This is a genomic window from Pseudonocardia ailaonensis, assembly GCF_039531635.1.
Lineage (GTDB): Bacteria > Actinomycetota > Actinomycetes > Mycobacteriales > Pseudonocardiaceae > Pseudonocardia > Pseudonocardia ailaonensis.
Genome location: NZ_BAAAQK010000005.1, coordinates 187,837 through 211,451, shown reverse-complemented (window position 1 = coordinate 211,451; position 23,615 = coordinate 187,837). Strand labels below are relative to the sequence as shown.

General features: G+C 73.4%; 22 protein-coding genes. 9 read left to right on the top strand and 13 right to left on the bottom strand.

The genetic code is table 11. The annotated features are described in order from the left end of the window. Positions 1-72 precede the first annotated feature (72 nt). The 3 genes from ABD324_RS09620 to ABD324_RS09610 are packed head-to-tail and all read left to right on the top strand — an operon-like array spanning position 73 to position 2,635. Complete coding sequence (locus ABD324_RS09620; protein ID WP_344414684.1) at positions 73-1,080, top strand: ABC transporter substrate-binding protein; 1,008 nt, start codon at positions 73-75, stop codon at positions 1,078-1,080. Beyond that, complete coding sequence (locus ABD324_RS09615; RefSeq protein WP_344416313.1) at positions 984-1,880, top strand: ABC transporter ATP-binding protein; 897 nt, start codon at positions 984-986, stop codon at positions 1,878-1,880. Before ABD324_RS09620 ends, ABD324_RS09615 begins: the two co-directional genes overlap by 97 nt. Continuing rightward, positions 1,877-2,635, top strand: a complete 759-nt coding sequence (locus ABD324_RS09610; RefSeq protein ID WP_344414683.1) for an ABC transporter permease — start codon at positions 1,877-1,879, stop codon at positions 2,633-2,635. The genes ABD324_RS09615 and ABD324_RS09610 overlap by 4 nt, the downstream gene beginning before the upstream one ends. On the opposite strand, the gene ABD324_RS09605 is transcribed toward ABD324_RS09610, so the two are convergent. From ABD324_RS09605 to ABD324_RS09545, 13 genes are all read right to left on the bottom strand, one after another. Next, positions 2,619-5,318 carry a helix-turn-helix transcriptional regulator gene (locus ABD324_RS09605; RefSeq protein WP_344414682.1) on the bottom strand — a complete coding sequence of 900 codons (2,700 nt, stop codon included), beginning with the start codon at positions 5,316-5,318 and terminating at the stop codon, positions 2,619-2,621. The genes ABD324_RS09610 and ABD324_RS09605 overlap by 17 nt on opposite strands. Positions 5,319-5,372: 54 nt before the next feature. Next, positions 5,373-6,905, bottom strand: coding sequence for a solute symporter family protein (locus ABD324_RS09600; protein ID WP_344414681.1), 1,533 nt, complete (start codon positions 6,903-6,905; stop codon positions 5,373-5,375). Continuing rightward, positions 6,902-7,237, bottom strand: a complete 336-nt coding sequence (locus ABD324_RS09595; RefSeq protein WP_344414680.1) for a DUF485 domain-containing protein — start codon at positions 7,235-7,237, stop codon at positions 6,902-6,904. The genes ABD324_RS09600 and ABD324_RS09595 overlap by 4 nt, the downstream gene beginning before the upstream one ends. Before the next feature lie 65 nt (positions 7,238-7,302). Beyond that, on the bottom strand, positions 7,303-8,127 hold the full coding sequence (locus tag ABD324_RS09590; protein WP_344414678.1) for an alpha/beta fold hydrolase: 825 nt from the start codon (positions 8,125-8,127) through the stop codon (positions 7,303-7,305). Further along, positions 8,124-9,329, bottom strand: coding sequence for an acetyl-CoA C-acetyltransferase (locus ABD324_RS09585; protein WP_344414675.1), 1,206 nt, complete (start codon positions 9,327-9,329; stop codon positions 8,124-8,126). Before ABD324_RS09585 ends, ABD324_RS09590 begins: the two co-directional genes overlap by 4 nt. 7 nt (positions 9,330-9,336) lie before the next feature. Further along, positions 9,337-10,374 carry an LLM class flavin-dependent oxidoreductase gene (locus ABD324_RS09580; RefSeq protein ID WP_344414673.1) on the bottom strand — a complete coding sequence of 346 codons (1,038 nt, stop codon included), beginning with the start codon at positions 10,372-10,374 and terminating at the stop codon, positions 9,337-9,339. Between the two features lie 22 nt (positions 10,375-10,396). Beyond that, a complete protein-coding gene (locus tag ABD324_RS09575; RefSeq protein ID WP_344414671.1) occupies positions 10,397-11,170 on the bottom strand; it encodes an SDR family NAD(P)-dependent oxidoreductase in 774 nt (257 codons plus the stop codon). Next, positions 11,167-12,621 carry an aldehyde dehydrogenase family protein gene (locus ABD324_RS09570; RefSeq protein WP_344414669.1) on the bottom strand — a complete coding sequence of 485 codons (1,455 nt, stop codon included), beginning with the start codon at positions 12,619-12,621 and terminating at the stop codon, positions 11,167-11,169. Before ABD324_RS09570 ends, ABD324_RS09575 begins: the two co-directional genes overlap by 4 nt. Then, positions 12,618-13,505 carry an SMP-30/gluconolactonase/LRE family protein gene (locus tag ABD324_RS09565; protein WP_344414668.1) on the bottom strand — a complete coding sequence of 296 codons (888 nt, stop codon included), beginning with the start codon at positions 13,503-13,505 and terminating at the stop codon, positions 12,618-12,620. The genes ABD324_RS09570 and ABD324_RS09565 overlap by 4 nt, the downstream gene beginning before the upstream one ends. Continuing rightward, entirely contained in the window at positions 13,502-14,752 is a 1,251-nt protein-coding gene (locus ABD324_RS09560) for a CaiB/BaiF CoA transferase family protein (RefSeq protein WP_344414667.1), read from the bottom strand. Before ABD324_RS09560 ends, ABD324_RS09565 begins: the two co-directional genes overlap by 4 nt. Continuing rightward, a complete protein-coding gene (locus tag ABD324_RS09555) occupies positions 14,749-16,011 on the bottom strand; it encodes a CaiB/BaiF CoA transferase family protein (protein WP_344414666.1) in 1,263 nt (420 codons plus the stop codon). The genes ABD324_RS09560 and ABD324_RS09555 overlap by 4 nt, the downstream gene beginning before the upstream one ends. Before the next feature lie 8 nt (positions 16,012-16,019). Then, a complete protein-coding gene (locus ABD324_RS09550) occupies positions 16,020-17,234 on the bottom strand; it encodes an FAS1-like dehydratase domain-containing protein (protein WP_344414665.1) in 1,215 nt (404 codons plus the stop codon). A gap of 11 nt (positions 17,235-17,245) precedes the next feature. After that, positions 17,246-18,412 (bottom strand): zinc-binding dehydrogenase, encoded by a 1,167-nt coding sequence (locus tag ABD324_RS09545; RefSeq protein WP_344414663.1) that lies wholly within the window; start codon positions 18,410-18,412, stop codon positions 17,246-17,248. 103 nt (positions 18,413-18,515) lie between these two features. On the opposite strand from ABD324_RS09545, the gene ABD324_RS09540 reads away from it, so the two are divergent. The 6 genes from ABD324_RS09540 to ABD324_RS09515 all read left to right on the top strand — a co-directional run bounded on the left by ABD324_RS09540 (position 18,516) and on the right by ABD324_RS09515 (position 23,571). Further along, positions 18,516-19,964, top strand: a complete 1,449-nt coding sequence (locus ABD324_RS09540; protein WP_344414662.1) for an aldehyde dehydrogenase family protein — start codon at positions 18,516-18,518, stop codon at positions 19,962-19,964. Beyond that, positions 19,961-20,362 carry a cupin domain-containing protein gene (locus ABD324_RS09535; protein ID WP_344414661.1) on the top strand — a complete coding sequence of 134 codons (402 nt, stop codon included), beginning with the start codon at positions 19,961-19,963 and terminating at the stop codon, positions 20,360-20,362. Before ABD324_RS09540 ends, ABD324_RS09535 begins: the two co-directional genes overlap by 4 nt. Positions 20,363-20,411: 49 nt before the next feature. Continuing rightward, positions 20,412-21,302 carry an IclR family transcriptional regulator gene (locus ABD324_RS09530; protein WP_344414660.1) on the top strand — a complete coding sequence of 297 codons (891 nt, stop codon included), beginning with the start codon at positions 20,412-20,414 and terminating at the stop codon, positions 21,300-21,302. A gap of 126 nt (positions 21,303-21,428) precedes the next feature. Beyond that, on the top strand, positions 21,429-22,550 hold the full coding sequence (locus ABD324_RS09525) for a CaiB/BaiF CoA transferase family protein (RefSeq protein WP_344414659.1): 1,122 nt from the start codon (positions 21,429-21,431) through the stop codon (positions 22,548-22,550). Beyond that, the gene (locus ABD324_RS09520) at positions 22,520-22,780 is read left to right on the top strand and encodes a winged helix-turn-helix domain-containing protein (protein ID WP_344414658.1); all 261 of its coding nucleotides are present in this window, start codon (positions 22,520-22,522) and stop codon (positions 22,778-22,780) included. Before ABD324_RS09525 ends, ABD324_RS09520 begins: the two co-directional genes overlap by 31 nt. After that, complete coding sequence (locus ABD324_RS09515; protein WP_344414656.1) at positions 22,777-23,571, top strand: SDR family NAD(P)-dependent oxidoreductase; 795 nt, start codon at positions 22,777-22,779, stop codon at positions 23,569-23,571. The genes ABD324_RS09520 and ABD324_RS09515 overlap by 4 nt, the downstream gene beginning before the upstream one ends. The last annotated feature ends 44 nt before the right edge of the window (positions 23,572-23,615 follow it).

Sequence of the window (23,615 nt, the reverse complement as noted above, 5' to 3'; positions counted from 1 at the left end):
GCTGCGGGACGTAATGCCCGAACCACCGCCTGCGACCCTTGACGGAGGGGCGCGATTTGTAAAGGAAGTGCGATGGTCCGGATCGTCCGTTGTCTCGGGCCGGCGCTGGCCCTCCTGCTCACCCTGGTCGCCTGTGGCTCGGGCCCGCAGGCCGCGGCGGCCGACCGGATCTCCGTCGTGACCACCGCGCCGATCGAGTCGATGTCGTACGCGGCGGAGATGGTCGCCGTGACCCACGGCGACTTCGCCCGGCACGGGCTCGACGTGGACTACCAGTCGCTGCAGGGCTCACCGCCCGCGCTGCAGGCCGTCCTCGGCGGGTCCGCGCTGCTCACCCGGCTCGGCGACATCGAGACGATGGTCGCCGCCGGGGTGCGCGGTGCGCCGCTGCGGGTGGTCGGCGCGGAGCAGGCGCTGGGGCCGATCCGGATCGTGTCGAGCACCCGCGCCCCGGCCACCACGCCGGCGGACCTCAAGGGGAAGGTCGTGGGGATCCCGTCGCAGGGCGGGACGAGCGAGTGGACGCTGAACCTCACGCTCGCGAGCGCGGGCGTCGACCCGACGACCGTGCAGCGGCAGGTCGTGGGGCTCGCGCCGGGAGTGTTCGACCTGATCGGGGCCGGGCGGATCGACGCCTTCGTCGCCCCGCTGGACACCGCGACGGTGCTGGCGAAGACCCGCCCGGAGGCGGTGATCCTGGACCCGAACCGGACGATCACGGCCGGCGCCCAGGTCTTCGTGTCCTCGGTGGACCAGCTCGCCGACCCGTTGGGCGAGGACCGGGTGCGGCGCTACCTGGCCGCGATCTCCGACGCGATGGACTTCATCTCCGCCGACGCCCCGACCGGCTACGCGGAGACGACGAAGGTGATCACCTCGCGCTACACCGTCCCGTCGCTCGCCGATCCGGCCGTGGTGCGCGCGGGCCTGGACGCCTACGTCGCCTCGTGGGGCGAGCCGCGGGTGACGATCTCGCCGCAGCGCTGGTCCTCCGCGTTCGCCGAGGTCGTGCGGCAGGGCATGGTCCCGGCCGGCCAGGACCCGGCGGCCTGGCTGCACTCGCTGGGGCCCCGATCCTGAGCGCGGCGGTCGTCTCCACCACACCGGCGCTGTCCCTCACCGGTGTCGGCCACGAGCACCCGCGCCGCCGGGCACCCGCGACCACCGCGCTCGTCGACGTCGATCTCGCCGTCGCGCCGGGCGAGTTCGTCGCCGTCGTCGGCCGCTCGGGGTGCGGCAAGTCGACGCTGCTGCGGATCTTCGCGGGACTGACCCGGCCCACCCACGGCGTCGTGCGCGTCGACGGCGCGGACCCGTGGCCCGGCGGCACCCGGGACGAGGACGTGTTCGCCGGCGTCGGGATGGTGTTCCAGGAGCCGAACCTCTTCCCCTGGTACACGGTGCGGGACAACGTCGCGCTCCCCCTGCGGCTGCTCGGCGTCGGCCGGGCGGAGCGGCGGGAGCGGGCGGAGCAGCTCTGCCGGGACCTGGGGCTGGCGGGCTTCGAGCGCGCGATGCCCCGGGAGCTCTCGGGCGGCATGCGCCAGCGCGCGGCGATCGCCAGGGCGCTGGTCCGCGGCCCGGCGATCCTGCTGATGGACGAGCCCTTCGGGGCCCTCGACGCGCTGACCCGGGACACCATGATCGCGGACCTGCAGGCCCTGCACGCCCGGACCGGCGCGACGGTGGTGTTCGTGACCCACTCGATCCCGGAGGCGGTGTCGCTGGCGGACCGGATCGTGCTGCTCACGCCGCGGCCGGGGCGGATCGCCGCGGTGGTCGACGTCGAGCTGGCGCGGCCGCGCACGGACACCAGCACCCCGGAGTTCCAGGACGTGGTCCGGCGGGTCCGGGCGGCGCTCGAGGAGGCAGACCGGTGATCGGGCTCGTCGGTGCGCTGGTCACGGTGCTCGTGCTGCTCGGGGCGTGGCTGCTGGCGGTGGCGGGCGGGGTCTCGCCCTTCGTGCTGCCCTCCCCCGGCGCGGTCGGCACCGCCTTCGGCACGCTCGTGCGGGACCCGGTGACCTGGCGGGAGCTGGGCGTCACGGCCGTGGAGGTGGTGGGCGGCTTCGGGATCGCGTTGGTGATCGGGCTCGTCGTGGGGGTACTGCTCGGGCGGCTGCGCTGGTTGGAGAAGGCGGCCCGCCCGGCGCTGGTGGCGCTGCAGGTGACCCCGAAGGTCGCGCTCGTGCCGATCTTCGTGCTGTGGTTCGGGTTCGGGCCGACGTCGAAGATCGTGCTGGCGGCGCTGCTGGCCTTCCTGCCGATCACGCTGAACGTGCTGCTCGGCGTGCGCTCGGTCGAGCCCGGGCACCGGGACGTGCTGCGCGAGCTCGGGGCCCCGCGGTGGGCCACGCTGCGCAGCCTCGACCTGCCGACGGCCGCGCCCGCCGTCCTCACCGGGGCGGAGACGGCGATCGTGTTCGCCGTGATCGGGGCGGTGGTCGGCGAGTTCCTCGGCGGCAGCGCGGGCCTGGGACACGTGGTGGTCGTGGCGATGAACGCGCTGGACACCCCGCGGCTCTTCGCCGCGATCCTGCTGCTGGCGCTGTTCGGGATCCTGCTGCACGGCGCGATCGCCGGGGTGCGACGGCTGGTGGTGCCGTGGCACGGATCGGTCACCGATGCCGCGTGACGGTGGTGGCCAGCTCCACCCGTGAGGAGAGCCCCAGCTTGCGCAGGCTGTTCGAGATGTGGGTCTGCACGGTCCGCGGCGACACGTAGAGCCTCGTCGCGATCTGCGGGCTCGTCATCCCCTGCCCGACCAGCTCCGCGACCTGCAGCTCCGTGGGCGTCAGGCTCTCCCACCCGGACGACGGCCGGCGCCGCTTCCCGGTGACGCCCAGCCGGACGGCGTGCTCGCGCAGCCGCGCGGTCAGCCGTCGTTCCACGGTGGTGGCGCCGAGCAGGCCGGCGAGGCTGGTGGCGCGGGCGGCGCAGCTGCGCGCCCGTTCCTGGTCCTTGCGCTCGGCGGCCGCGACGGCCGCCTCCTCCCAGGCCTGGAGCTCGCCGAGCAGGTTGCCGCGGCCGGCGAACCCCGAGGCGGCGGCCATCGCCCGTCCCGGGTCCCGCTCGGCGGCGGCGCGGACCAGGTCGGCGGCGGGCGCCAGCGCCGGGACCTCGTCGAGCGGGACGGCGGCGGTGTCCGCGGCGATCCGCTCGACCAGCTCCGCGTCCCCGGCCTGCAGCGCGATCCGCACGGAGTCCGGACCGGCGATCAGCGCCCACACCCGCCGCCCGGTGTCGAGCGCACCGGTCCACGTCCGGCGGGTCAGCCCCACGACCTCACCCGGCCGGCCCTGCGCCTCGCCCAGCAGCATCTCCGCGAGCCCGACCATGGGGAGCCCGTACTGCTCCGGCAGGCCGCGCACCTTCCAGCCCTCGATGGCCTCCGCGGCCCGCTCCAGCTCGCCGCGGCGCACCCGGACGCCCACCACCAGCCCCAGCGGGCGGGACAGCCAGCCGGTGCCGGTCACCGACGTGGCCTCGAGGCCGGAGTCGAGCGAGGCCAGCGCGTCGTCCCAGCGGCCGGCCAGGTAGTCGATCCAGGCCGCGACGAACAGGTGGTGCGGCATCTGCCAGCCGTTGCCGTGTTCCTGGGCCTGGCGGCGGGCGGCCACGGAGAGCCGCCGGGCGGCCTCGATCCCGTCGGCGTGCGCGGCGAACCAGGCCGGCATGATCGGCGAGGTCGGGCCGTCCGCCCAGGGTGGCGCGCCGGCGGCCTCGCGCACGGCGACGGCCTCCTCGGCCATCGCCAGCGCCTGCGTGCACCGCGCCGCCAGGAACAGGTCGACGGACGCGGGCAGCAGCGCCGCCCCGGTCCGGGCGGCCGGGACGCCGTCCCCGACGGGGCCGCGGCCCTCGAGCACCACGACCCACCGCCGCATCTGGGTCATCGCCTGCCGCGACGCGGCCGAGAGGTCGCCCGCCAGCTGCTCGTCGATCTCCGCGAGGGCTCCCGGGACGTCCGCGGTACTGACGATGTGGTGCAGCCGCAGCCGGACGAGCTGGGCGCGGACCGCCGGATCGACGGTCCGGTCCATGCCCTCGCGGGCCACCCGGAAGGCCTCCGGCATCCGCCCCGAGGCGGCCAGCACCCCGGTGCGGGCGACGGCGATCCGGTCCTCCAGGTCGCGACGCCGCGGGCCGGCGGGGAGGGCGGCGGCCTGCCCCGCCGCCGTCGCCAGCAGGTCGGCGGCCTGGGCCGGGGCGTGGGCCAGGTCCGTGGCCGCCACCTGCAGCGCGATCTCCGGATCCGATGCGTCCCCCGCCTCCGCCGACTGGTGCAGCACCTGCGACGGGATCTCCCCGCCCGCCCGCAGCTCGGCGGCGACGGCGGCGTGGAGCATCCGCCGCAGCGGCGGCTCGAGATCGGAGTAGACGACGTCCCGGTACAGGTCGTGCTGGAAGCCGAGCCGCTCGTCGGCGGTCCAGCGCGCCACCCCGGACCCGACGGCGGCCTGGATCGCCCCGAGCAGCGAGGCGGGCTTGCTGCCGGTCACCGCCGCGAGCTGCTCCGGCGCGGCCGGGCCGCCCCACACCGCCAGGACCTGCAGCAGGTCCCGGGTGGCCGGGTCGAGCAGAGCCAGGTGGGTCCGCGCCCCGGCCTGCACGGACTCGGGGGTCTCGGAGGCGTCCACCGAGCTCCGCAACAGCCCGCCCGCGGAGTCGAGCAGCCCGCGGCGCTGCAGGTCGTCGAGCAGCATGCGGGCGTGGAAGGGGTTGCCGCCGGTCACCGCGAGCAGGCCCTTCACCCGCGCGTCCGGCGGGGCGCCGTAGCGTTCGGCGACCAGGCCGTCGAGCTCGTCGGACGCCAGCCCGCCGAGCTCGGCGACATGCACGTCCGGCCGGGCCGCGAGCACGGCGAGCGCCTCCCGGACGGGCAGCGGCCGGCGGGTCAGCAGCAGGGAGAGCGGCAGGTCGCGGGTCATGTCGACCAACCAGCCGAGCAGGTCGAGCGAGTCGCCGTCCGCCTGGTGCAGGTCGTCCGCGCAGAGCAGGACGGGCCCCTCGGCGCAGAGCTTCTCGACCGCTTCCATCATCCGGTCCGCGGTGTCCGGCCGCGGCGGGTAGACGGCCTCGACCCCGAGCAGCCCCGCGACCAGCCCGAACGGGCGGGTGCGGCCCATCTCGTCCGCCTCGACCCGGTACACCGCGGTCCCGGCCCGCTCCGCCCGCTCGGCCACCCGCCCGACGGCGGTCGACTTCCCGATCCCCGGCAGCCCGCCGAGCAGCACCGCCCGGGCGCCCTCACCGGCCAGGAGCGCCGCGATCCCCTCCACGGCGTCCTCGTGCCGGTGGAGGGGATCGGTGGCCATCGGCCCAGGCTATGGCGATATCTCGTGCGCCGAATGATCCATGCGGATGATCCGTCAGTGACCCGCGGCGGCGGGCTCCCCGGCCGGCCGCACGCCCAGCTGCGCCTGGACCTGCATCGCCTCGAAGGACGACTCGTCCGGCCGCGGCCGGGACAGCACCGTGCCCGCCCAGCAGCCGAGGAAGCCCAGCGGGACCGACACCAACGTCGGGTAGACCAGCGGGTACCAGGCGTCCGGCCCCATGACCTGCGGGCCGACCAGGATCAGGACCACGGCGCTCGTCAGGCCCGCGACGATGCCGGAGATCACTCCGGTGGTGGTGAGCCGCTTCCAGAACAGCAGGAGCAGCAGCACCGGGACGTTGGCGCTCGCGGCGACGACCACCGCCATGGCGCCGAGCGAGGAGACGTTGGTGTTGTGCGCGGCCAACGAGATGACGATCGCGACGACGGCGACCGCCAGCGCGGCGATCCGGCCCGCGTAGATCTGCTCCCGCTCGCTCGCCCTGCCCTTGCGCAGGATCGAGTTGTAGAGATCGTGGGCCAGCGCGCCGGAGCCGGCGATGACCAGCCCGGCGACGACGGCGAGGATCGTCGCGAAGGTGACGGCGGCGACGATCGCGAAGAACACCGGGCCCCCGACGACGCCGGAGAGCTGCAGCGTCGTCAGGTTGCCGCCCTTGTCCGCCTGCGTGATCGCCTGCTGGCCGACGATCGACACCGCGCCGTAGCCGATGAACGGGATGACCAGGAACGCGAACCCGACGAAGACCAGCGCGAAGTTCATCGACTTCCGCGCCTCCTTGACGTCCGGCACCGTGAGGAAGCGGATCAGGATGTGCGGCAGCGCGGCCGTGCCCAGCCCCACGGCGATGGCCACCGAGAGCGTGTTCAGCCCGGACAGCGCGCCGGCGGTCGTCGCGAAGAGGTCGAACGAGCTGGCGTCGGAGGCAGCCTGCATGAGGGCCAGTGGGTTGAAGTCGTAGCGGGCCAGGACGAGCACGAACAGCAGCGCGATGCAGACCAGCACCATCACGGCCTTGACGATCTGGATCCAGCTCGTGGCGAGCATCCCGCCGACGGCGATGTAGATCGTCATCAGGATGCCGACGACGATCACCGCCACCCAGTACGGGATGCCCAGCAGCAGGCTGATCAGCGCGCCCGCGGCCACCAGCTGCGAGATCATGTAGAAGACGGTGACGAGCAGCGAGTTGACCGCCATCGAGGCGCGCACGCCCCGCGAGCGGAAGCGGCTGGCCACGACATCCGCCATGGTGAAGCGGCCCAGGTTGCGCAGCGGCTCGGCCAGCACCGTCAGCAGGATGACGAAGGCGACAAACGGCCCGACCACGTAGAACCAGGCCGAGGCGCCCTTGAGCGCCACCATGCCCACGGTGCCGAGGAAGGCCGCCGCGGACACGAGGTCACCCACGATCGCGAGGCCGTTCTGGCGGCCGGTGAGCTGGCCGCCCGCGACGTAGTGCTCGCCGGCGCCGTGGTTGCGCCGGCCCGCCCAGAACGTGATCCCCATGGTCAGGGCGATGACGGCGGCGAAGATCCCGAGGGTCAGCGGGGAGGCGCTCATCTCGCCTCCGCCTTCTCGAGCTCGGCCCGGCGGGCGGCCGCGAGGACCTCCTCGGTACGCCGGTCCCACTCGGCCGCGCGCCGCGAGTACAGCACCGCGCACACCCCGACCACCGGGAAGCCCAGCACCATCAGCAGCGTCAGCAGGTTCAGCGGGCCCACGACCGTCACGTTCAGCACGGTCGTGAAGCCGGCCAGGACGGTGATCACGACGAACCCGCCGAAGCTGACGAGGCAGGCCGGCACGGCGAAGCGCAGCCGTTCCGCGGAGAGCGTGCGCGCCGCGGCCACCAGTTCGGCACTGGGCGCGGGGTCCTCGGGGGGTGGGGTCATCTGGGGTCCTCCTGGGGGCGTCGCTGCCGTGCCGGAGAGAACGATGACTCGTTCTCGTCTCCTAGTCAAGACAGCCTTATCTCATCGGAGACATGTTGATGATGGGTACGGATCAGGGCGGCGAGCTCGGCCGGACGCTCCGTCTGGACGTTGTGGCCGGCGGCCAGCGTCTCGAGCCGGGCGTCGGGCAGGGTGGCGACGAACTCGCGGGCGTCGCGCTCGCCGAACACGGGGCTCTCCGATCCCCGGACGACGAGGGTCGGGCAGGTCACCCCGCCCAGCAGCGGCCAGAGGCCCCGGGCGGCGGCGGAGCGGTCCCCGTAGGTCTCGCGGCGGTCCGGATCCCACTTCCAGCTCCACGAACCGTCGTCGTGGGGCCGCATCGAGCGCCGGAGGCTCTCCGCGAGCGCCGCCCGGTCCCGGCCCGGCTGGAACCGCTGCGCGGCGTCGAGGGCCTCGTCGAAGGTCGGGTAGCGGTAGGTGCGCATGAACCCGCGGATCGGGTTGTCCGGGGTGCCCAGCATCCGCGGGCCCACGTCCACCAGGACCAGCGACCGGGCCTCGAACCCGTGGCAGACGGCGTGCAGGGCGGTCTGTCCGCCCAGCGACATCCCCACCAGGTGCGGGCGCTCCAACCCCAGCCCGCCGACGACGCCGCGCAGGTCCGCCGCGAGCCGCGCGAGCCCGTAGTCGGCCGTGGGCGACCAGTCGCTGTCCCCGTGGCCGCGCAGGTCGACCGCGACGCACAGGTGGTCGCGCCGCAGGTCGTCGACCACCCGCCGCCAGGTGTGGGCCGTGAGGCCGCCGCCGTGCAGGAAGACGGTGGGCGGGCCCTCGCCGTCGACGAGGAGGTTGAGCCGGAGCCCGTCGACCGTGACGGCCCGGGTCACGGGGTGACCCGCTCGAAGATCGCCGCGAGCCCCTGACCACCGCCGATGCACATGGTGACCAGCAGGTACCGGCCGTCGCGGCGGGCGAGCTCGCGCAGGCCCGTGGCCAGGATCCGGGTGCCGGTGGCGCCCACGGGATGGCCGAGCGAGATGCCGGAGCCGCGGACGTTGAGCCGGTCGAGGTCCGACTCGGCGAACTTCCACTCCCGGGTGCAGCCGAGGACCTGGGCGGCGAAGGCCTCGTTGAGCTCGATCAGGTCGATGTCGGCCATGGTGAGATCGGCGCGGCGGAGCGCGGCCTCGACCGCCGGGACCGGGCCGAGACCCATGAGCTCGGGTTCGACGCCGGCGACTCCCCACGACACCATCCGTGCCGCCACGGCGACGTTCAGGGTCGCGGCGACGTCCCGGGTCGCGACCAGGCAGGCCGCCGCGCCGTCGTTCTGCCCGGACGAGTTGCCCGCGGTGACGGTGGCGTCGGGGTCGACGCCGCGCCGCACCGCCTTGAGCCGCGCCAGGGACTCGGCGGTGGTGTCGGGGCGGGGGTGCTCGTCGCGGTCGACCACACCGCGCGCGGTCTCCACCGGCACGAGCTCGGCGGCGAACAGCCCGGACTCGTGTGCCTCGACGGCGCGTCGGTGCGAGCGGAGGGCGAGCTCGTCCTGCTCCTCGCGCGGGATGGAGTGGATCCGTCGCACGTTCTCGGCCGTCTCCAGCATCCCGCCCTCGACGACGTGGTGCCGCCCGCCGGGTGTCTGCCGGGCGCGGGCGAGCCGGTCGTGCAGCTCGATCTTCGGGCCGGGCGGACCGAAGCGCATACCGGTCGCGTAGTACTCGACCTGGCTCATGCTCTCGGCGCCGCCGGCGATCACCGCGTCCCCCGCGCCGGAGCCGACCGTGAGCACGGCGTTGATCACGGACTGCAGGCCGGAGCCGCAGCGGCGGTCCACCTGCGCGCCAGGAGTGGTGACGGGCAGCCCGGAGTCGAGCGCCACGATCCGGCCGATCGCCGGGTTCTCGCCGCCGGCGTAGCACTGGCCGAGGATCACGTCGTCGACCTGCTCCGGAGCGATGCCGACGCGGTCGATCAGCTCCCGCACCACCCGCACACCGAGGTCGACGGCGGGGACGGTCGAGAGCGCGCCGCCGAAGCGGCCGATGGGGGTCCGCAGCGGCTCGCAGACCAGCACTTCCCGGGACATGGTTCTCCTAGATCTTCAGGGTCCGCTGGTCCGCGGGGACGCCGAGCTCGTCGAACAGGGGCGCGACCACGGACTCGCACAGGTAGGCGAAGTGGTCCCGGTTCTCGGCGTCGTCCGTCCCAGGCGCCAGCCAGGTCAGCACGAGATCGGTGTAGGGGAACTCGCGGGCGAAGGGCACCAGCTGGTCCACCACGGACTTCGCGGTGCCGGTGATCGTGCGCTTCTCCGACTCCTGCTCCCGCGTGATGGCGGTGGTGACGTCCGCGCTGGTCCAGGTCGTCGCCGAGGCGTACCAGTCGAACATCGTGCTCATCCGGTCCAGCCGGGACTCCGCCCGCGCGGGGTCCTCGTCCACCGACAGGAACTTCGCCAGGGCCCAGTACCGCGGCTCGCGCACCAGCGCGGCCTGGTAGGCGGCGTTGATCCGGCTGTTGCTCTCGTGGTCCATCACCCAGGACACGTGCAGCCCGTCCGCGAGCCGGCCGGCCCGCTCCGCGGCCTTGGGGCTCTGCACCCCGAACACCAGCGTGGGCTCCTCCCGCGGCAGCGCACCGAGCCGTCCGGACACCTGGAAGTGCTTGCCGGGCTTCACGTCCTCGCCCGCCCACAGCGCCCGGCAGGTCTCGACGATCTCGGTGAACCGGCCGACCCGGTACCTCACGTCCGTGCCCGCCGCGGCGAACTCCTCCGGCCGCCAGCCCAGACCGACCACATAGGTCACGCCGCGGAGCGCGAGCCGGTCCAGCGTGACCACCTTCTCCGCCACGTCGATCGGGGAGAACAGCGGCAGCTGGATGAAGTTGCTGTTCAGGTGGGCCTCGGGCCACGCCGCGGCGACGTACCCGAGCACCGTCCACGGGTCCGCGAACTGCTGGGGGTGCGACATCCAGTGGTGCCCGGAGCCGAAGTACGTCGGGTCCACCGCCCCGTACCTCGACCAGATACCCGCCAGCTCGGCGCGCCTCGCCAGCTGCCGGTCGACGACCGCGCGGAACGTGTCGTCCGGGCCGGTCAGCATCCCCAGGCGCGCACCCGTGTCGAGCATGCGCAGGGTGACCGAAGGGAAGCTAGGCACTCAGGCCCCCGTCGACCGGGATCCAGGTCCCGGTGACGTACCGGGACTCCTCGGAGGCGAGGAACAGCGCCACCTCGGCGGTGTCCCCCGGCTCGGCCGCCCGGCGCAGCGGGATCCGTGCGGCGCGGGCGGCGACCTGCTTCTCGTACTCGTCGCCCTCGTCCATCCCCGCGCGGTCCGGGTCCACGAACGTCCGCAGCATCGGGGTGTTCGTGGGGCCGGGGCAGATCGCGTTGGCGCGGATGCCCTCCGGCCCGAGCTGCTTGGCCACGGACCGCATCAGGATCTGCGTGCCGCCCTTCGTCATCCCGTAGATCGGGCTGCTCGGCGCACCCATCAGCCCGGAGATCGACGACGTGTAGATGATCGACGCGCGCGGGGCGGCCTTGCGCAGCAACGGAAGTGCGAGCGAGGTCCCGAAGAACTGGCTCTTCAGGTTGATGTCGACGACCCGGTCGAACTGTTCCTCGGTCAGCTCCAGCCCGGGCGGACCGGGGACGCCGGCGTGGTTGAACAGCACGTTCAGCCGGCCGAACTCCTGCTCCACGTAGGAGAACATCGCGCGCAGGCTGTCGACCGAGCCGACGTCGACCTGCACGGCGCGGGAGTCCCGCCCGATCTCCTTGACCGCGGCCTCGGCCGCGGCCAGGTCCAGGTCGGCGACGACGACCGTGGCCCCCTCCTCCGCGAACCGCTGGGCCGAGGCCAGCCCCATCCCCGAGGCCCCGCCCGTGACCAGCGCGATCGAATCCTTCAAGCGGCTCATGCCAGCCCCACCGTCTTGGCGCGCAGGAACTCCTCGAGCCCGCGGCGGCCGCCCTCGCTGCCGATCCCGCTGGCGCGGAACCCCCCGAAGGGGGCGCCGGGGTTGCGGCGGTTGGCGTCGTTGACGTAGACCGTGCCGGACTTGAGCCGGTGCACCATCCGGGTGGCGGTGCGCAGGTCGCGGGTGTGCACGTAGTTCGACAGCCCGAACTTGGTGGAGTTGACCAGCTCGGTCATCGCCTCCTCGTCGGTGAAGCGGAACATCCCGAAGACCGGACCGAAGATCTCCTCCTGGCCCAGCGGGCTGGCCGGGTCGACGTCCTCGAAGACCGTCGGGTTGACGAAGTAGCCGCCTGCGAAGGGCGCGGCCAACGTGGGAGCCCCACCGCCGATCAGGATCTTCCCGTCCCCGCGGTCCCGGGCGCCCTCCACGAACCCGAGCACCCGTTCCTGCGCACCCGCGGTGATCAGCGGGCCCATCGTGGTGCCGGTGTCCTCCGGGTCCCCGACGACGACCTTCCCGATCGCCGCGTGCAGCGTGGCCTGGTACTCGGCGTAGACGGCGTCGTGGACGAAGATCCGGGAGCCGAACTTGCAGGACTGCCCCGCGTTCGACATCTCCTTCGACGCCAGCGACACGGCCAGGTCGATGTCCGCGTCGGGGAAGATGATGTACGCCGATTTGCCGCCCAGCTCGAAGCAGAACGGCTTCACCAGCGGCGCACCGGAACGCATCATCGCCGCGGCGGTGGTGAGCCCACCGGTGAACGAGATCTTCTCGACGTCCGGGTGCACCGTCAGGGCCTCACCGGCCTCCGCGCCGCCGACCACGATGTTCACCACGCCCGGCGGAATCCCCGCTTCCAGGCACGCCCGCCCGAACAGCGCCGGCGTGTACGGCGTGAGCTCCGACGGCTTGACGACGATCGTGTTGCCGGCCGCCAGCGCCGCCGGGATCTTCATGCACAGCGACAGCAGCGGCGAGTTCCAGGTGATGATGATGCCGACGACGCCGTAGGGCTCGAGCCGCGTGTACTCCAGCGACCCGTCGTCCGCCGACGCGGTGAGGTCGCCGCCGACCTTGTCCGCGTAGCCCACGTACGTGCGGATCCACTCGCAGGAGAGCTTCACGCGCCAGGCGAAGCCCTGCCGCGGCATGCCGGTCTCGGCCGAGGCGATGGCCTCGAACCGGTCCGTCCAGGACTCGACGATATCCGCGAGCCGGGCGAGCCGGTTGCGGCGCTCGACCGGGCCGAGCTTCTCCCACACCGGCAGCGCGGCCTTCGCGGCGGCGACGGCGGCCTGCACCTCGGGCGTCCCGCCGAGGGGTACCTCGCCGTTGGGCTCGCCGGTCGCGGCGTAGTGGTGGGTCAGCGACGGGCCGGAGGCGCCGGTCAGGATCTCGTCTCCGATGATCATCTCGGAGACGAGCGGGGTGGTGGCGGTGCTCATGACAGTCCTTCCAGGCTGATCGAGGAGGGCGGGGGCAGCAGCCCGGGGACGTCGACGTCGGCGGCGAGGACCGCGCCGTCGAGCTCCCCGATGGGCTCGCCCTCGTCCTGGAGGTAGGCGTAGGCGGTGGTGACGACGAGGGTCGTCAGGTCGGGGCCGGCGAACCCGGGGCAGGTCGGGTACCGCACGGGCACGGCGACCTTCTCGAGCAGCTCCCCCGCGGGCGAGTACCGGTGCAGCTGCCAGCCGCCGTAGAGCGCGACCCAGACCACGCCCTCGGCGTCGACGGCCATCCCGTCCGGCATGCCCTCGGCCTCGGGGATCTCGGCCAGCACGCGGCGCTCGCCCGGCGAGCCGGTGTCGAGGTCGTAGTCGAACGCGTCGATGCGCTGGCGGCGGCTGTCCACGAAGTACATCCGGTCCCCCGAGGGCGACCACCCGATCCCGTTGCCCAGCAACACCCCCGGGACCTGCGGCGACGCCCTGTCCGGCGCGTCGAGCCGGTAGAGCGCGCAGTGGTCCTGCCGCTGCGGCCGGTCCAGGGTGTCGAACCAGAGCCGCCCGCGCGGGTCGACCTTGCCGTCGTTGATGCTGGTCGTCGGCAGATCGCTCTCGATCGGCAGCTGCGGCTCGGCCTGACCGGAGGCCGGCAGGGATCCGAGGCCGTGGGCGACGGACACGATCGCCGAGCCGTCCGCGGCGGGCAGCACGAACGTCACGCGTTCCCCGACCTTCCGGTCCACGGTCTCCCCGGTCGCCCAGTCGGTGCGCCGGAAGAGTCCGTTGTGGACATCGACGTGCCAGAGCTCGCGGGAGTCCGGCCGCCAGGTCGGGTTCTCGCCCAGCCGGGACCGCGCGGCGCCGAGCGGTCGGAAGTCCCTCACAGCACGTTCCTCTCCCTCAGCCCCGCGATCTCCTCCGCGTCGAGGCCCAGCTCGCCGAGCACGGCCTCGGTGTCCTGGCCGCGGGAGGGTCCGGCGTGGCGGACCTCCAGGTCGTAGCCGGGCAGCTTCGGCGCGATGCCCTGCATCTTCACCCGCCCCAGCTCGACGTCCTTGACGTCGATGATGTTCTCGCGCTCGGTGAAGAAGGGGTCCTCGTAGATGGCGGCGATGTCGTACACCCGCTCGTAGACCACGCCGCCGGCGAGCAGCGCCGCGTCGATCTCGGCGTACGTCCGCTCCTTCGCCCAGGCCACCACCCGGTCGTCGGCCCGCCGGAAGAAGCCCTCCAGCGTGTCGCGGTCGTGGCTGGCCAGCGTGGTCTCGATCTCGGGGATGAGGTCCTCGGCGCTCACCGTGGTGAGGATGCGGCGGATCGTCGCGGCACCGACGGCGCTGGCGGTGAACCAGACCCCGTCCTTGGACTCGTACAGGTTGCGCAGCACCCCGTGGTCGCCGATGAAGTTGCCGGGCCTCATGGGCACCAGGCCGAGCTGGTCGTAGCCGATGACCTGCGTCGGGATGAGCCGGAACAGCGACTCGACCAGCGAGGCGTCCACGACCTGGACGCCCGCCGGCGCCACCCCGCGGAACTTGCCGGTCAGCGCGGCCATCACGCCGAGGCAGCCGAAGGTGCCCGTGACGCCGTCGGCCAGCGTGGTGGAGGGGAAGGTCGGCGGGCCGTCCGGCATGCCGGTGAGATGGGCGAACCCGCTCATGGCCTCGGCCACCGACCCGAACCCGGGACGGGTGCGGTGCCGGCCGGTCTGGCCGAACCCGCTGATCCGCAGCATCACGGCGTCGACGCCCGCGGCCTCGAGGTCCGCCGGGCCCAGCTGCCAGCGCTCGAGGGTGCCGGGCCGGAAGTTCTCGATGATCACGTCCGCCTCGCGGGCCAGCTTGAGCGCGAGCTCGCGGCCCTCGGGGTCGGAGAGCTTCAGCGTGATCGCCCGCTTGCCGCGGCCGGCGACCTTCCACCACAGCGACGTGCCGTCCTTGAGCGGCAGCATGGTGCGGACCATGTTGCCGTTCGGGTGCTCCACCGCCACGACGTCCGCGCCGAAGTCGGCCATCATGCTGCCGGCGAGCGCGCCCGCGTACTGGTGGGCGAGGTCGAGGACCTTGATCCCGGCGAGGGGACCGGCGGTCCTCCGTGCCGTCCCCTGCGGTGTGTCCTGCGGCCCGGTCATGCCGTCTCCTCCCGCCCGACGACGCCGGCCTCGACCAGCGCGTCCACGTCCTGCTCCGACTTGCCCAGCAGCCCGGTCAGGACGCGGGCGGTGTGCTCGCCGATGTGCGGCGAGGTGGTGTGCTCCCTCGTGGGCCAGGCCTTCGACCGGACCGGGTTGGCGGCGACGTGCCCGCTGCGGGTGCGCGCCGGGTCGTGCACCTCGATCGTCGTGCCCGACTCCTGCGCCTGCACGCTCGCCAGCGCCTCCGGCACGGTGTGCACGGGGGTGTGCGGCACGTCGGCCGTCTCCAGCACGGCGCACCACGCGTCGCGCGTGTCCCCCGCCAGGATGTCCTCGATCAGCGGGACGAGGACGTGCCGGTTCTCCATCCGGGCGGCGTTGGTGGCGAACCGCTCGTCGGTGATCCACTCCTCGTGGTCCAGCGCCGCGGCCAGGCGCCGCCAGAACGCCGAGGTGAAGGCGCCGATGATCACGTAGCCGCCGTCGCCGCAGCGGAACGCCTGGTAGGGCACGATCTGCGGGTGTCCGCGGCCCATCCGCGGGACCGGCTTGCCCAGGTCCTGCACGGACGGGATGTAGTTGGCCATGAGGGCGAGCGTGGCGTCGAACATCGAGACCTCGACGTGCTGTCCCTCGGGGTGCGCGGGCCGGGCGAGCAGCGCGGCGAGCACCCCGGAGAGCCCGAACAGCCCGGTGGAGAAGTCCGAGATCGGGACGCCGACGCGGACGGGATCGCCCTCCGGCTCGCCGGTGATGTCCATCATCCCGGTCACGCCCTGCATGATGATGTCGTTGGCCGGGCGGCCCCGCCACGAGCTCTCCGCGCCGAACGCCGAGAGCGAGCAGTACACGAGCCCCTCCCGCAGCGGCGCGAGATCGGCGAACCCGAGGCCCAGCTTGTCCATCACCCCGGGCCGGAAGTTCTGGACCACGATGTCGCAGTGCGCCACGAGCTCGCGGGCCAGCGCCACGCCCTCGGGGGTGTGCAGGTTCAGCGACACGCTCTGCTTGTCCGCGTTGAGCGCGACGAAGTAGTCGGAGTGCTTGGGCCCGTGCATCGGCTCGCCCATGTAGCGGGCGCCGTCGCCGCGGCCGGGCTTCTCGATCTTCACGATCTCGGCGCCCAGGTCCGCGAGCCACATCGTCGCGTACGGGCCGGCCGCGGCGTGGGTGAAGTCGAGGACCCGGTACCCCGTCAGCGGCCGGCTCCGGTCCGGAGCGGTCCCCGTCGGACCGGCCCCGGTCGGGGCGCTCACGGTGGCGCTCACTGCGGGAGCCGCTTCAGGTCGGGCGCGAGCTCGGCGAGCCGGGTCTCGAAGTCCTGCGTCCGCGCGGCCGCCGCGGCCACCGGCCGGTGCCCGTCGCGGCGCGGCAGGGCGACCAGCGCCGAGCCCGGCATGATGTCCTTGCCGTCCTGGTTGGTGCTGTGCACCTCGAGCCGGACGACGGCGTCCCCGTCGGCGTCGACGAACTTCTCGGTGACCGTGCCCGCGATCGTCGTCAGGTCGCCGAAGTAGTTCATGCCGCGGAACTGGACCGAGCACTGCTTGGTGAACGCACCGTCGCCGCCCCAGTCCGAGAGCATCTGGAACAGCCACTGGTGGCGCTGGATGCCCACGTCGTACGGCGCGGCCAGCCCCGACGACCGCGCCGCGTCCATGCTCTCGTGCACGCGGATGTTGGGCTCCAGCACGCCGAGCTGCGCGTTGCGGTGGGCCCACTTCGGGTGCCTGCGGTAGTGCTTGAGCGCCATGCCGTGCGCCGGCTGGTAGACCGGCTGCGAGCCGCCGTACCAGGCGATCATGTCCGTGGCGCAGAGCGGGCCCTTGAGCAGCTCACCGGCGGCGTCCCCGACGCAGACGTCGTCCCAGAAGCGCTCCACCCCGCCGCGGCGGGTGTAGTCCACGATCTTCTGCTCGATCGGCTCCAGCTCCTCGGGCGTCCAGACCTTCATGACCTTGCCGGACTCCTTGCCGCGCTCGCGGCTCTTCTTCCGCTCGCTGCGGATCGAGTAGGACTCCGACTGCGCGATGACCTTCCCGTCCTGGTCGGCGTAGACCGTGGTGAAGAAGACCCAGACCGAGTTCCCGGCCAGGGAGCTCTCCCGCTCCTCGATCCGGTTCAGCCAGCACGACACGCGCGGGGTGAAGCCGGTCGGGACCGGGGCGAAGAAGGTCCAGTCGGTGCCGGCGTGCAGACCGTGCACACCCGGCAGTCCGACCTGCACGTACGTCGGGTGCGTCGTGTACAGCAGTCCCTGCGGCGCAACGGGTGCGCCGTACTCGCTGGTGCGGGCGTAGTCCTCGTCGAGGTAGAGCGGGTTGTCGTCGCCGATGCCCCAGCAGTACTTGCGCACGGCGTCGTAGGTGATCTGCGTGTTGAGGATGAAGGGGCGGCGCAGCTCGACCTGCACCAGCTCCCGCATCGTCGCGACGCCCTCGGGCGTGATCAGGCCCTGGGCGAGTTCGGTGGTGGTCATCCTTCTCCTACTCAGAACACGAGGACCGTGCGGAGGCCCTCGCCGTGGTGCAGGGCCGAGACGGCGTCGTTGATGCGGTCGAGGGGCAGCTCGGCGCTGACCATGGACGCGAGGTCGAGGGAGCCGCTCTCGGCGAGGGCGGCGAGGCGGGCGAAGTCCCGCCGGGGGTGGGCGTTGCCGTACAGGGAGCCGACGACGCGCTTGGCGTCGACCATCTGCTCGTAGATCGACCAGCCGGCGGTCTCCCCGGGGCCAGACGAGCCGATCAGGACCATGGTGCCGCCGCGGCGCAGGATCTCGAACCCGTTCTGCGCCACGGACTGCCGCCCGACCGCCTCGATCACCGAGTCCACGCCGCGGCCGCCGGTGAGGTCCTTCACGGCGGCCGCGGTGGCCGGGTCGAGCGGGTCGAACGCGTGGGTGGCGCCGAACGTCAGCCCGTACTCCCGCCGCGACGGCGACGGGTCCAGCGCGACGATCGTGGTCGCGCCCAGGATCCGGGCGGCCTGGATCGCGGCCTGCCCCACGCCCCCGCAGCCGAGCACGGCGATCGAGCCCGCCGCGTCGAGGTTCGCGCAGCGCTCCACCGCGGACGCCCCGGTGGCGACCCCGCAGCTGATCAGCGCGAGCTGCGATGCGGGCAGGTCGCTGTCGATCGTCACCAGGGAGCGGTGGTCGACGAGCGCCTGCTCGGCGAAGGCGCCGAGCCCGGCGTGCCCGTAGACCGGGGTGTCGCCCCGATGCCCCTTGGGCGTCGGCGCGGTGCGAAAGCTCGTGCAGAGGTGCTGCTCGCCGCGCAGGCACCAGTAGCAGGCCTGGCAGCTGCCGACGAACGTGAACAACACCCGGTCGCCGACCCGCACCGACGTGGCGTCGGCCCCCGCCCACTCGACGGTGCCGTAGCCCTCGTGGCCGGGGATCAGCGGCCAGCCGGCCGGGGTCGTCCGGCCCTCCAGTGCGTTGAGGTCGCTGTGGCACAGGCCCGCGGCCGCCATCCGCACCACGACCTGCGTGCTCGTGGGCGCGGCGAGGGAGATCTCCTCGACGGAGAGCGGCTGATGAGCCTCGGTAGCGATTGCTGCGCGGATGGTGCACCGCCTGTCGACGACGTCGGGACCGGGGTGGCGGCGCGCCGGCTCGGGAGAGAGACCGTTGCGCCGCCCTCTCGACTGTCTCATATCAGAGACAGAATTATCTAGTAGGAGACTCAAGAGCTTGACGAGGCCGTCGCGGCCGGACGACTGTCTCTTTCGAGAGACAGTTCACTCACAGAGGAGACAAATGTCCACGCCTGAGCTCTTCATCGGCGGCGAACGGATCCCGGGCGCCGGGTCGCTCCATCCCGTCGTGAACCCGGCGACCGAGGAGACGGTGCTGCAGCTGGCCCAGGCCGATTCCGCGCAGGCCCGACGTGCGGTCGCCGCAGCCCGGGCGGCATTCGACGAGGGCCCGTGGCCGCGCCTGGGCGCCGACGAGCGCGCCGCGGTGCTGCACCGGATCGCGGACCACCTCGAGGCCCGCCACGACGAGCTCACGGCCTCCTGCGTCCGCGAGCTCGGCCAGCCGGTGACCGGTGCCCGCGGCGCCGTCGCGACCGCGATCGAGATGTGGCGGCGCTACGCCGACCTCGCCCGGACGCTGCCGCGTCAGGAGGACCGCGAGGTCGACGCGCGGCGCACGGCCCGGGTCCTGCGCGTGCCCGTGGGCGTGGTCCTGGCGATCACGCCGTGGAACAGCCCGCTCCTGCTCGCCTCGCTGAAGATCGCGCCGGCGCTCGCGGTGGGCTGCACCGTCGTCCTCAAACCGGCGTCGGAGGGTCCGTTGACCTTCGGCCCGTTGGGCGAGGCGGCGGAGGCGGCCGGCCTGCCGCCGGGCGCCCTCGGCATCGTCTACGCCGACCCGGCGACCACCGCGGGGATGGTCGCCGATGCGGACGTGGACCTGGTGTCCTTCACCGGCAGCTCGGCCGTGGGGGCCGAGGTGCTGCGCGGCGCGGCGCCGAACATCACCCGGAGCATCCTCGAGCTGGGCGGCAAGTCCGCCTCGATCGTGCTCGACGACGCGGAGCCCGCCGAGTTCGTGTCCGGTGTGGTCGCGGCGGCCGGGGTGAACCTGTGCGGCCAGCAGTGCACCTCGCGCTCGCGGATCATCGTCCCCCGCTCCCGGCACGCCGAGTGGGTCGCGGCGCTGAAGGACGCCCTGGCCGCGCTGCGCGTCGGCGACCCGACGGACCCCGCCACCCAGGTCGGCCCGCTCGCCACCGCCCGTCAGCGCGACCGCGTCGAGGCCTACGTCCGCAGCGGCCGGGAGCAGGGCGCGCGGCTCGTCCTGGGCGGCGGCCGCCCCGCGCACCTGCCGACCGGGTGGTTCGTCGAGCCCACCCTGTTCGACGAGGTCACCCCGGACATGCGGATCGCGCGCGAGGAGATCTTCGGCCCGGTCCTGACCGTCTTCGTCCACGACGGCGTGGACGACGCGATCCGGATCGCGAACGACTCGGAGTACGGCCTGGCGGGGTCGGTGTGGACGGCGGACGTCGCCCGCGGCTACGAGGTGGCCCTGCGGATCCGCACCGGTACGTTCCAGATCAACACGACGGGCCGGGCGATCGACCAGCCCGCGGGCGGCATGAAGCGGTCTGGGCTGGGCCGGGAGGGCGGCGTCGAGGGCATGGAGGCGTTCCTGGAGCTCCGCCAGATCCAGGTCCCCCTCGGGGCGGAGCTGCCGTGAGGCTGCTGGTCACCGGGGCCGGTGCCGACGGGCTGTCGTTCCTGGAGTCGGTGCGCGACATCGACACCACCGGCACGGACGCGCTGTGGGAGTCCGCCCAGTGGCCGCCCGGTGCGCTCCCGGCCGCGGCGGCAGCCTTCTACGACAACTCGCCCCCGCCCGGCGTGCTGCAGTGGAAGGTCGCGACCTTCCCGCCCGACCACGACATCCCGCCGCACTTCACCGCGAGCATCGACCTCGACTGCGTCGTCGCGGGTGCGGTCACGCTGGGCCTCACGGACGGCGCTCACGCGCTGGGGGTCGGGGACTGCGTGGTGGTGCGCGGCGTCGGGCATCGGTGGACCACCGGCCCGGAGGGCGTGACGATGCTGATCGTGCGCGTCGGCACAGCTCCCTGATCCACCGCTTGTATCGTGGGCGAGACGTTTCCCCGAGAGGTGCCCACCCATGCCGACTGCGGTTCCCGCGCTGGACCGGACGGTCCAGATCCTCGACCTGCTGGGCGACCGCCCGCTCGATCCGCTGACGCTCAGCGACGTCGCGCGGGCGACCGGCATCCACAAGGCCACCTGCGCGTCGACGCTGAACACGCTCGAGAGCTACGGGATGGTCCACCGGGACGAGTCCCGGCGCTACACGATCGGCAGCCGGTTCGTGGGCCTGTCGCACGCGTACGCCCGGCGCTACCCGGGCTTCGTCCGGGGCCGCGAGGAGATGGTCCGCCTCGCCGCCCGCAGCGGCCTGAGCTGTGCGGTGATCGTCCGGGAGGGCGAGGACCTCGTCATCCTGGACATGCTCGGCAACACCCAGCCCGCCCACCTGCAGATGCGGACCGGGCAGCGGGTGCCGCTCGTGCCGCCGGTCGGCACGATCTTCAAGGCCTGGGCGGGCCCGGAGGAGCTCGGCGACTGGATCGACCGCATGCAGGCCGGGTTCGGCGGCGACCGGGATGTCTATCTCGGCGCGGTGTCGGCGCTGCGCGCCCGCGGCTTCTCCCTCGGCGGTGAGCACGACCTGCAGCTACAGCTCGAAGAGGTCAGCCGCGCGACCGCGCGCCAGGCCGACGACCGGGTGCTCGAGGTGGCCCTGATCGTCGCCGACAAGATCCGCAACTACAGCACGGCGGCGGACGGCGACGAACCGGTCAACTCCGTGATCGGGCCCGTCTTCGGCCCGGACGGCCAGGTCACCATGACCCTGAACCTCTACGGCGAGCTCGGTTCCGTGCGCCAGCGCGACCTGGACCGGATCACGCCGCGCCTGCTGGAGACCTGTGCCCGGGTGACCCAGCTCGCCGGCGGGCGGCTGCCGGACGGCTTCGGCCTCCACCTGGTCTGAGACACGGCCCGATCCTCCGGGGTCGTCCCCTGCCCGACACTTGTCTTTTCTACGAGACGGCAGTATCACTGACACGACAATTCCTCACCGGGGCGGGCCGACGGTGCACCGCCGAAGGGAGCCATCGTGTCCGCAGGCTCGTTACCCAGCACGTCCCCCGACCCGTCCCGCACCCCGTTACCCGGGCCCCTGACCGGCCTGAAGGTCGTCGAGTTCGCCGGGCTGGGCCCCGGCCCGTTCGCCGCGATGCTGCTCGCGGACGCGGGTGCCGACGTCCTGCGGATCGACCGCCCGCGACCGCCCATCGACATCGGCGCGCTGACCCGCGGCCGCCCGCTGCACCACGTCGACCTCAAGTCCGACGAGGGCCGCGCCGAGGCACTCGCGATCATCGCCCGCGCCGACGTGCTCATCGAGGGCTACCGCCCGGGCGTGATGGAGCGCCTCGGCCTCGGCCCCGCCGACGCGCACGCGGTGAACCCGCGGCTGGTCTACGGCCGGATGACCGGCTGGGGCCAGGACGGCCCGCGCGCCCAGCAGGCCGGGCACGACATCAACTACATCGGTCTCACGGGTGCGCTGCGCTCGTTCGCCCGCGCCGGCGAGGCGCCGGTGCCGCCGGTGAACATCGTGGCGGACTACGGCGGCGGCGGGATGATGCTGGCCTTCGGCATCCTCGCCGCGCTGCGCCAGGAGCAGGGCCAGGTGGTCGACGCGGCCATGGTCGACGGCGTCGGGCTGCTCATGACGGGCCTGTGGTCGCGTCGGGCCCAGGGTCGCTGGCCGGGCGAGCCGGGCCGCAACGAGCTGGACACCGGCGCCCCGTTCTACGACGTCTACGCCTGCGCGGACGGCGAGTACATGGCCGTCGGCAGCATCGAGCCGCAGTTCTGGGCACGGTTGCTCGACGGTCTGGGTCTCGATCCGGCCGATCTCCCCGACCAGTGGGACCGTGCGCAGTGGCCGGAGATGAAGAAGACCGTGGCGCAGGCGTTCGCCCGGCGCACCCGGGCCGAGTGGACCGACGTCTTCGATCCGATGGACGCCTGTGTCACCCCCGTGCTGGGGCTGGACGAGGCCGTGGCGGACGAGCACATGCGCTCGCGGCGCTCGTTCCTCGACGCCCCGGACGGGCCCCAGCCGTCCCCGGCCCCGCGGCTCGGCCGCACCCCGTTCGGGGTGCAGGAGCCCGGATCCCCGGCAGAGACCCTCGCCCGGTGGGGCCTCCCGGCGCCCACGGCACCGTGACCGGGCTCCGCCCGGTCGGCCCGGTCGGCACCGGGATCCGCGACCAGCTCGACGGCCTGCTGCGCGAGCGGACCCCCGGCGACCGGCTCCCCGCCGAACGCACCCTCGCCGCCCGGTTCCGGGTCGGCCGCGCGCACGTCCGCCGGGCCCTGCGCGATCTCGAGGCCGAGGGCCGCATCGTGGTGCGCGCCCAGTCCGGCAGCTACGTCAGCAGTGGAGGACCGTCATGAAGCTGGAATCCGGCCAGGTCGCGGTGGTCACGGGCGCCGCGAGCGGGATCGGGCGCGCCGTGGTGGCGGCCCTGGCCGCGCGCGGGCTCACCGTCGTGGCGGCGGACGTCGAGAAGCAGGCCCTCGAGGCGCTGGGGATCCCGGGCGTGGAGACCGCCGAGGTCGACGTGCGGGACTTCGGGCAGCTGGCGTCACTCGCCGACGACGTGGTGGCCCGGCACGGCCGGGTGGACCTGGTGATGGCCAACGCCGGGGTGAACGGCCCGCGGGCCTACACCTGGGAACAGTCCGAACAGGACTGGCGGTGGATCACCGACGTCAACTATCTGGGTGCGCTGCACACCGTCCGGGCGTTCGTGCCGCACCTGGTGCAGGCCGGGCGCGGGCACGTCGTCACCACGTCGTCGGTCACCGCACTCGGTCTGCTCGGCGGCGGCATCACCCCCTACGCGGCCACCAAGCACGCGGTCCTGGGCATGTCGGAGTGGCTGGACCACGAGCTGCGCACGGTCGCTCCCGGCGTCCGCACCACGATCTTCTGCCCCGGCCCCGTCGGCACCCGGATCCGCGACGCCGGCCGCAACCGCCCCGCGCAGTACGACGGTGGATCGACCGAGGTCACCCCGCTGGACCCGGCGTTCACCGAGGACTCCCTGCCCTCGATCACCGCGGAGCAGGCCGCCGAGGAGCTGATGGCCGGAATCGAGGCCGACCGCCTCTACCTCCCCGTCGGCCCGGGCGTCGCCGACCGCGCCCGCGACCGCCTCCGGCGCATCCTGGCCGACCTGTAGACCCCGTGAGCGGCAATGGTCGCTCTGGCGCCTCCGCTCACCCG

Coding starts and splice junctions, on each gene's coding strand:
- ABD324_RS09620 (WP_344414684.1), top strand. CDS start 73: ATGGTCCGGATCGTCCGTTGTCTCGGGCCGGCGCTGGCCCTCCTGCTC.
- ABD324_RS09605 (WP_344414682.1), bottom strand. CDS start 5,318: ATGGCCACCGATCCCCTCCACCGGCACGAGGACGCCGTGGAGGGGATC.
- ABD324_RS09600 (WP_344414681.1), bottom strand. CDS start 6,905: ATGAGCGCCTCCCCGCTGACCCTCGGGATCTTCGCCGCCGTCATCGCC.
- ABD324_RS09595 (WP_344414680.1), bottom strand. CDS start 7,237: ATGACCCCACCCCCCGAGGACCCCGCGCCCAGTGCCGAACTGGTGGCC.
- ABD324_RS09585 (WP_344414675.1), bottom strand. CDS start 9,329: ATGTCCCGGGAAGTGCTGGTCTGCGAGCCGCTGCGGACCCCCATCGGC.
- ABD324_RS09580 (WP_344414673.1), bottom strand. CDS start 10,374: ATGCTCGACACGGGTGCGCGCCTGGGGATGCTGACCGGCCCGGACGAC.
- ABD324_RS09575 (WP_344414671.1), bottom strand. CDS start 11,170: ATGAGCCGCTTGAAGGATTCGATCGCGCTGGTCACGGGCGGGGCCTCG.
- ABD324_RS09570 (WP_344414669.1), bottom strand. CDS start 12,621: ATGAGCACCGCCACCACCCCGCTCGTCTCCGAGATGATCATCGGAGAC.
- ABD324_RS09560 (WP_344414667.1), bottom strand. CDS start 14,752: ATGACCGGGCCGCAGGACACACCGCAGGGGACGGCACGGAGGACCGCC.
- ABD324_RS09550 (WP_344414665.1), bottom strand. CDS start 17,234: ATGACCACCACCGAACTCGCCCAGGGCCTGATCACGCCCGAGGGCGTC.
- ABD324_RS09545 (WP_344414663.1), bottom strand. CDS start 18,412: ATGAGACAGTCGAGAGGGCGGCGCAACGGTCTCTCTCCCGAGCCGGCG.
- ABD324_RS09540 (WP_344414662.1), top strand. CDS start 18,516: ATGTCCACGCCTGAGCTCTTCATCGGCGGCGAACGGATCCCGGGCGCC.
- ABD324_RS09530 (WP_344414660.1), top strand. CDS start 20,412: ATGCCGACTGCGGTTCCCGCGCTGGACCGGACGGTCCAGATCCTCGAC.
- ABD324_RS09515 (WP_344414656.1), top strand. CDS start 22,777: ATGAAGCTGGAATCCGGCCAGGTCGCGGTGGTCACGGGCGCCGCGAGC.